Below are 8368 nucleotides of genomic sequence, written 5' to 3'. Positions count from 1 at the left end.
TCCGCGCCGATGCCTGGCATCACCCTCCCCTAAGGACAAAACCAACGCCGGAAACAAACTCATAACTGGATAATTCCTAGAGAACTTAGCCACGCTGTCGTGCCAGACGGTCTTCATCGGATTGCCCTTGCGGTTAGAAAGCAGAGTAGTTCGCCACCATGTAGATCGCGCTCTAGCTGTCGTTTCCCAGAAGGTTGTTCAGCCTTTTGAATGGCGGAATGCCGTTGAGGGCTGAGTGGGGTTGTGTTGTAAGCGTCGATCCAGCTTGGCATGGCCTGGTTTCGCTCCGTTGAGGATTTATAGGGCGCTGCGTATGCCCATTCACGGAGCGAGGTCTGAATGAAGCGCTCGGCCTTGCCATTGGTCTGTGGAGTGTAGGGGCGGGTTCGGATGTGGCGGATGCCGCGCGCTGAGAGCAGCAGGCGGAATGCCTGGCTCCGGTAGGCGCTGCTGTTGTCGCTCATCAGGCGTGCGATGGTCATGCCATGGCGCTCGAACCAGTCGATGGCGCGAGCGGTGAAGGCGCAGGTCGTCTCTTTCTTCTCATCGGCCAGTACTTCGGTGTAGGCCAGACGTGAGGCGTCATCGATGGCCACATGCAGGCATTCCCAGCCGATGCCGCGATTGTTGCTTTGGCCCCGCCTGTCGCCGGTGATGCGATGGCCGACGCCATGAATACGGCCGAGCTTCTTGATATCGACATGAATGAGTTCGCCAGGATGCTGACGCTCATAGCGGATTACCGGCGGTCTCACCTCCAGAGCTTGGATGCGGCCAAGACCCAGTCGCCGAAGAATGACGCCAACGGTTGAGCGCGGCAGGGCGAGATGTCGGGCGATGGCCGGACCACTCATGCGCTGGCGCCGTAGCGCCTCGATGGATGCGACTGTCGCCGCTGACTTGGCGTGGGGACGGCGCAGAGGAGCCGAACTCCGGTCCGTCAGCATCGCCCCGCCGCCGGCGCGATAGCGAGCCAGCCACTCGTAGGCCGTGCGAACCGATATACCCGCTGCCTCCGCAGCCAACGTCACGCGCCAGCCGCCTTCGACAATCCGCTTCACCAAAAGGACTCGACCGCGAACGATCATCCGCGCATTCTCGTGGACGTTCATCCGGGGACCTCCGGGCAGGATTTTGGTGCTTCGCAACCCCAACCTCGCACCCAGGGCCCGGATGAACAACCTTCATAGCTTCGACAGCCAGTCCTTGTTAAACTGTCAGCGCACGCAAGTGCGTGCCGCAACGCATATCGGTGACGGCACTGACAATCCGAACGCCAGCTCCGGACGGATAGACGATCATCGCCCTTCCGACACCGGAGGAAGATGCCAGAGCATATTTGAGACGACCGAGGCAGGCACCTTTGGACAAAGGGCGCTCAACAGCACCATCTCAATCTGTGTGTCAGCGTTTGAAGCCGCTGGCACCGCTATATCGCGAGGGGCGTTGGCGTCGGAAGGGGAAACTGCTACGAAAGCCGGCACTGCAGAATGACCAAGAATGCCATGTCGATAATCCTACTACCAAATCGACAGCAATGATCGCGACCCCCGGCAGCTAAGCCCTGACGAGAACCGCGCAGACTCTCCTTGGCGATTCGGATCTTCTCCTCGTTAGTCGGTTCCCACCCATGAGTAACGTCATCGGCAGATAGCACCTCAACGGTAGTTATTACTGTAACGCATGGCGCAAGGCATGAACTTACGGTTACTTACGAACCCAGCACAGATGATCCCTCGCTAGAGAAATACGATTGTTCGTGAACTGTTATATCGCACGGACCGGCTGATCCTAGTTGTGTGCTGTCTGCCGCTGAAGCGCTCGACCTCAAAGGTCTGCTCTGTTAAGCTAACGCACAACATCCGTATACGGCTTGCTAAGTACAGCCGCGAATTTAAAATTTCCGAGACGGACGACCATTTAGGGTGACTGAAGGGATTGTCATCCCAAGGAGGAAAATTTGAAAAAAATTGTACGTAGAATTATTGGAAAGTTAGATATTATATCTAGGTATATTAATACGTCATTGACAAGAATTTATTCTTCGGCTCACATTGGTTCTAAAACAACTATTGAAATCGGAGCAAGGTTGCGTTTTTCAGAGGGGGGAGAAATTAGTATTGGTAAAGACTGTTATCTACACAGCGGCTGCATATTATGGCCTTTTGGAGGAAAAATCACAATTGGTGACAACTGTTCAGTCAATCCATACTCGATATTGTATGGGCACGGGGGGCTGAGGATTGAGAATAATGTACGTATAGCGTCTCATGTTGTAATCATACCTGCAAATCACAACATCGAGAACGTCACGTTGCCAATCTACAGCCAGGGACTTTCTCGCAAGGGTATTCTTATTGAGGACGATGTATGGATCGGCTCTGGAGCCAAGATACTGGATGGAGTTACGATTAAACGCGGTTGTGTAATTGCGAGTGGTGCGGTGTTAACGAAAAGTACGATTGCCAACGGTGTCTACGCCGGCGTGCCGGCGAAGTTCCTAAGATTTAGGGGAGAGGAAAGCCAGGCGAGAAGGTAAGATCGTAGCTTGGTGGGTAACACTGCCATAGTAGAGAGCGCGGCGATCCAATACGGAACAGTGCACTGAATAAATAGAATATTTCGTCCGGAGAAAAACTGGAGGTTATTTATGGATAAGAAAATATCAAACAAAACTTCGTATAAGAACGTATTGATTGTTGCGCTGGATAAATATCCTCCATTTCGTGTTGATATTATTGAACTATACCGGCGTTCGAAAGAGAATGGATTCCATATAACCTGGATAATGACAGAGGACAGTGAACGAAAAGGAGAAATTCAAGACGAAATAGGCGATTTTATTGTGATTAGTGCGAAAGGAAATTTTATAGTAAGATATATTAGGAGTATGTTAATTCACATAAACGCTATTATGCTGATATTCGGAGGTAAATATCAATTAGTTCAATGTAGAGATACATTTTTAATTTCACCGTTATATAGGGCCGTATCCAAAATAAAGGGGGTGCCTTTTATATACTGGATGTCCTATCCAATGGAGCTCGGATACATATATAGGGCAAAATACCATTTTAAAAACGGAGATATTCCGGGTGCGATAATAAGGTTTACTATTGGATATGCAGGGCGAATTGCTATGAAATACTTAACGTTAAGGTATTCATCTCATTTGTTTGTTCAAAGCGATCAGATGAGGATGGATGTAATTGAAGATGGGGCTTTGAATAGCAAGATAACTGTAGTACCGATGGGTGTGGCTTCCTCTCGATATATCAAGGAGCCTATCGATTACAGTATTGGTGGAATCAGAGCCGATGAATTTGTAATTCTTTATACGGGCGCAATTGATGCTGCGCGGCAAATGCACATCCCAGCGAAGGGTATCGCGCGCTTCCTCGTGGGATTCGACAAGGCCATCTTCGTCATAATTGGTAGTTCAACAAAGAAAGAGAGGGACCTAATTAAAAGCGTCTTTGAAGAGTATAGAGTGGAAAAAAGAGTAGTATTTAAGGCTCATATGGAGCTTCGAGAGCTTTTAAAGTGGGTGCAGCGTGCGGATGTGTGTATAGCGTCATACCCAAATGACTCGCCTATGCTTAGGTCCGCAACGCCGACGAAATTAGTGGAGTATATCGCGATGGGGAGTCGCGTGGTTGCTAATGTTCACCCGGACCAAAGTTATGTTATTGAGAAAACTAGAGGGGGTATTCTGGTGGATTTTACTCCGGATGGGTTTTACGAGGGATTGCTCAGCGCGCATGGAACTGGAAGGCTAACTCTTGAGGAGCAAGAGTTTAATGCATCATGGATAAAATTTGAAAGAGATTACGAGAACCTATCTGATATAGTGTATAAGAAATACGATGACCTTCTTGTGAAGAAGATATAATTGTCCGCTGGTAAGAACCTCTGCCCACAGTGAGCCGACACAATTCAATGATTGTGGGCTGCCCATTTCGCTGGCCGCGATGCTTACTGTCTTTGATAAGAGTTCCCATCGTAACCCCTGGAGATGATCTGCTTCGACGCGCAAGAACCGAGCTACTTCCTTCTGCCGCGCAACCTAGGCAGCGTTCGTACCAAACTGGGTAGTTCTAGAAAACTCGCTAGATCAAGGGGGGCTGTGATTCCCTTTGCTCTCTAGTGGAAGGCTCTGGAGATGTCTGGTGACCTTCGACGTGCTCCCTTTGATTTAGGCCAGTTTGAATTGGAATTTTCCACTTATGATCCTGGTCAGGGACAAGGAGAGTTCCATGAAGGCTTCGAAGTTCACGGAAGCGCAGATTGCGTTTGTTCTGAAGCGGGAGGAGGATGGGACGCCGGTGGCAGAGGTCTGCCGCAAGGCAGGTATATCGGACGCCACCTTCTACAACTGGCGCAAGCGCTACGCAGGCCTGATGCCGTCGGAGATGAAGCGGCTGCCGCAGCTTGAAGAAGAGAACGCCAAGCTGAAGCGGATTGTCGCCGACCTGTTTCTCGACAAGGCGATGCTGCAGGACGTGCTGGCGAAAAAAATCTGAGGCCTGCGGTGAAGCGGGGGCTTGTCGACCTGTTGCGCGGCGAGTGGAAGGTGTCGATCAGGCGTGCCTGCTCGACCTTGCGCGTCGACCGCGCGCTCTATGTCTACAAGTCTCGGCGCGGCACGCAGGCCGAGCTCAAGCATAGGATCAAGGAGATCTGCGAGACCCGCGTCCGCTACGGCTACAGGCGCGTTCACGTGCTTCTGTGGCGTGACGGCTGGGCGGTCAATCCCAAGCGAGTCTATCGTTTTTACAAGGAGTTGGGCCTGCAACTGCGGAACAAGGTACCCAAGCGGCGGGTCAAGGCGAAGCTGCGAGAGGACCGCCGTCCGGCAACACACAGCAACCAGACTTGGGCGATGGATTTTGTCCACGACCAGCGGCGACGGGGCGCAAGATCCGTATCCTGACGATCGTCGATACCTTCACACGCTTCTCTCCAGCGGTCGGTCCCCGCTTCAGCTATCGGGAAGAAGACGTCGTTCAGACGCTGGGCGGATCTGCCGGAGCGTTGGCTATCCGAAGGCAATCCGGGTCGACAACGGCAGTGAGTTCATTAGCAGGGATCTCGATCTGTGGGCCTATCAGAAGGACGTCGTGCTCGACTTCTCACGACCAGGCAAACCGACCGACAACGGGTTCATCGAAAGCTTTAACGGCAAGCTCCGCGCCGAGTGCCTGAACACCCTTTGGTTCATGAGCCTTGAAGGCGCGCGGGCGAAAATGGAGGATTGGCGTAGAGACTACAACGAGGTCAGACCGCACAGCGCGATCGGCAACAAACCGCCGATCGTGTTCATGAATGGCCTTCCGGCAGCCCCGCCAGGATGAGCCAACAAGCCTGAATTTTCCAGTTCCCGCTGGCCTAAAAACGGGTAGCGCTTCACCAACGCCGGAAACGAACTCAGAACTGAATAATTCCTGGGGGCAACGTCACATTCAGCCAGACGAACTTCAAACCGGGTCGGCTTCAACGGGCAATGCCGCTGGTTGCCCGGCTTCTCCGACTTTAATGACCGACTGAAGCGGCTGAGCGATCTCGGTGAACAGTTGGAGATGTTCGGCGAGGCCGTCGACTTTGAGACGTTTCGTGACGATCTGTCGATGGTGCTTGGCAACACCAGCGGCTCGCAAGGTGGACGACCCGGTGATGATGCTTAAGGCGCTAGTGGTCCAAGCGGCCAACAACCTTTCTGACTAGGTGTTTGATCCCAGGCTTTGATGGTGCATTGTTTTCCCGGCTTGGAGGGATGCACTATGGGCCAAGTTCTACACAGCAGCGCCACAACGACAGAGGCCGTCCGTGGAGCGATACAGCATAGTCAAGAGAGCCTGAGGGTCCTTTCGAAGCGTTACGGCATCAAGCAGAAGACCGTAGGGAAGTGGAAGAAGCGCAGTTCAACAGCCGACCTGAAGACTGGCCCAAAGGAGCCGAAGTCAACTATCCTCTCAGTCGAGGAGGAGGCGGTCATCGTGGCTTACTGCCGCCACACGTCGCTGCCACTCGACGACTGCCTCTACGCCTTGCAGCCGACGATCCCACATCTGACGCGGTCGTCTCTGCATCGGGGCTTGCAGCGCCACGATATAAGCCGCTTGCCGGATGTCGAGGGCGACAAGCCGGTGAAGAAGAAGTTCAAGGCCTACCCGATCTGCTACTTCCGCATCGATATCGCCGAGACGCAGACGGCGGGCTCTATTTCTTTGTGGCCATTGAACGGACTTCCAAGTTTGCGTTCGCCCAGGGCCGTCTCAAAGCCGGCAAGATGATCACGGCACAGTTACTGCACGATATCATCATAGCGGTTCCCTACGTCATCCTCACAGTGCTGACCACAACGATAACAAGTTCACCTACCAAACTCGCCACAAATACGCCTTCACCGTATTTTTTTATCGCGTTTGCGACGAGAACGGTATTGAATACAAGCTCACAAACCTAAGCATTCCTAGACGATCGGTCAAATGGAACGGATGAATCGCACCGCCAAGCACGCTACCGTCAAACGCTTCCACTACGACGATCACAACCAGCTGCGACGGCACCTCCACGACTTCATTCGCTTAAAACTTCGGTCGCAAGCTCAAGACCATCACAGGCCCTACGTCGCACCAGTCATCTGCAAACGTCGGACTGCAGAACCGGCCCGATTTATCATTGATCCAGCCCGTCAAATGCCGGGCTGAACAGCCAGAGATATTCACGCATTTGGATCAAGTGCTGTACTAACGCTACGAAATGTGCGTGTTCTATTTGTCTGGGCCGCCAGATAAGTAATTTGGAAAAAATACCTCTCAACTGTGATAGAGAATAAATATGGATATGGTAAAGATTAATTCGAGAGTCTTTGTCTTATATGGTATATTTGTGCTATGTATACTCGTCCAGGGGGTGGTATCTTACTATTCTGGCATGTCTAATGTGATGTATATAGCATATATTGCTGTCTATGTGATTGTATTTTTCGACTTGATGAGCATCCTCTTCACAAGGAGAAGCGATTTAAAAGGGTTTGGGCGTTCGTTTATTGTATATCTATGTTTATTGGCTGTGTCGTTGGTCATATCGTTGAATTATAATGCTATTTCGGCGCTAAATGGATTGAGGGTTTATGCATTTTTACCTGTTGTTTCTATGTATATATATAGAGTGTTGGGTGGGAATGAGGAGAGAATGGCTGACGCGGTATTGAGGTTATTTTTATACTTGCCGGTTATTGAGCTCGTGTTTTGTGCTCATCAGCATTTCGTTGTAGCTCCCATGCGCGGCGGCTTTGCGTCTTGGGATGCGGTAGTGGGAACGTTCGGTGGTGATCCAAACGGAGGCGGCGCTTCAGGCGCGTTGCTTTTCTATTTGCTCATAAGCTTCAGCGCAGCATTTTGGTTGTTCGCCACAAAAAAGGTGTCTTGGGGAAAATTTATTATATGTATATTGTCATCGTTTGGATGTGTAGCGTTGGCGGAGGTGAAGGCGATATTCATATTTTTGCCGATTTTGTTCATTTTTCTAGCGGCACAGAGTCCAGCTAAATCTTATTTGCGCGTCGTATTATTACTGGTATTCGGGATGGTGATGTTGGTTGGGGTTGGTGTGTCCTATCAAGAAATGTATTATTCGGATAAATTTTCTGGAACTATTGAATCTACTATAGATGACTCTGTACGGTATGTCACAGATATAGACAAAGTAAACTATGAGACCGGAGAGGTCGGACGGGCTGCATCGATTAATATATGGGCAGGCGATCCGGACGTGACGTGGGAGAGAAGAATTTTAGGCTTTGGCGTGGGGTCAAGCCGCGTGACCAATACGGGTAGGGGATTCATATATGAAAAATACTATCCACTGCGCGTAGCTGCATCTTCAATTAATCAATTACTTTGGGATATAGGAGTCGTTGGGACTATTGTGTGGTTTGTAATGTTTATATTAGTTTTGTCTAAAGGTTATTCGAGAGAGGAACATAGGGGAGATGAGAGAGGCGATTTGTTTAACATATCAAGGGTGGTGGTATTTTTGTCGATTTTATATGCCGTTTACGATAGATCTGTGATTGAAGAGATCAGTGTACAATTAATAATTGCATTTAGCTTTGCATTTATAATGAGGACACACTATGGGAATAGGAGTTACAGAGCGGTTGGTGTGTCAAGCGGCTCTCTCGATTTAGCCGATCGTAATTCTCTTTGTGCTGTCTCTACAAACAGATCTCGCGGAGGTATATTTTAGCTGGGCGCTTGGAAATTCAGGCGTGGCTAAGTTCTCTAGGAATTATCCAGTTATGAGTTTGTTTCCGGCGTTGGTTTTGTCCTTAGGGGAGGGTGATGCCAGGCATCGGCGCGGA

Annotated in this window: 4 protein-coding genes and 3 pseudogenes; 5 read left to right on the top strand and 2 right to left on the bottom strand. The window is 50.6% G+C overall.

The window, feature by feature from the left end; all coding sequences use genetic code 11:
- Positions 1-172: 172 nt before the first annotated feature.
- Positions 173-1112, bottom strand: a pseudogene (locus G522_RS28525) (IS481 family transposase).
- A gap of 848 nt (positions 1113-1960) precedes the next feature.
- Between G522_RS28525 and G522_RS29800 the strand changes: the two are divergent.
- From G522_RS29800 to G522_RS28520, 3 genes and pseudogenes are all read left to right on the top strand, one after another.
- Complete coding sequence (locus tag G522_RS29800; protein ID WP_245586727.1) at positions 1961-2539, top strand: acyltransferase; 579 nt, start codon at positions 1961-1963, stop codon at positions 2537-2539.
- Between the two features lie 111 nt (positions 2540-2650).
- Positions 2651-3892: a glycosyltransferase gene (locus G522_RS29795; RefSeq protein ID WP_084633378.1), complete on the top strand. Its 1242-nt coding sequence runs from the start codon at positions 2651-2653 to the stop codon at positions 3890-3892.
- A gap of 364 nt (positions 3893-4256) precedes the next feature.
- A pseudogene (locus G522_RS28520) lies at positions 4257-5354 on the top strand (IS3 family transposase).
- Between the two features lie 123 nt (positions 5355-5477).
- Here G522_RS28520 and G522_RS30215 read toward each other — a convergent pair.
- Positions 5478-5708, bottom strand: a complete 231-nt coding sequence (locus tag G522_RS30215; RefSeq protein WP_156887047.1) for a hypothetical protein — start codon at positions 5706-5708, stop codon at positions 5478-5480.
- Positions 5709-5780: 72 nt separating this feature from the next.
- Between G522_RS30215 and G522_RS28510 the strand changes: the two are divergent.
- Together G522_RS28510 and G522_RS30210 are read left to right on the top strand one after the other, a co-directional pair.
- A pseudogene (locus tag G522_RS28510) lies at positions 5781-6710 on the top strand (transposase family protein).
- Between the two features lie 130 nt (positions 6711-6840).
- Complete coding sequence (locus G522_RS30210) at positions 6841-8253, top strand: hypothetical protein (protein ID WP_169453602.1); 1413 nt, start codon at positions 6841-6843, stop codon at positions 8251-8253.
- Positions 8254-8368 lie beyond the last annotated feature (115 nt).

Origin of the sequence: Pleomorphomonas oryzae DSM 16300, assembly GCF_000422965.1 — a bacterium.
GTDB classification, from domain to species: Bacteria; Pseudomonadota; Alphaproteobacteria; order Rhizobiales; family Pleomorphomonadaceae; genus Pleomorphomonas; species Pleomorphomonas oryzae.
This window is presented reverse-complemented; position numbering and strand designations above follow the sequence as displayed.

Bases quoted from the DNA above. Each gene is read 5' to 3' on its own strand.
- G522_RS29795 (WP_084633378.1), top strand. From the start codon at position 2,651: ATGGATAAGAAAATATCAAACAAAACTTCGTATAAGAACGTATTGATT.
- G522_RS30210 (WP_169453602.1), top strand. From the start codon at position 6,841: ATGGATATGGTAAAGATTAATTCGAGAGTCTTTGTCTTATATGGTATA.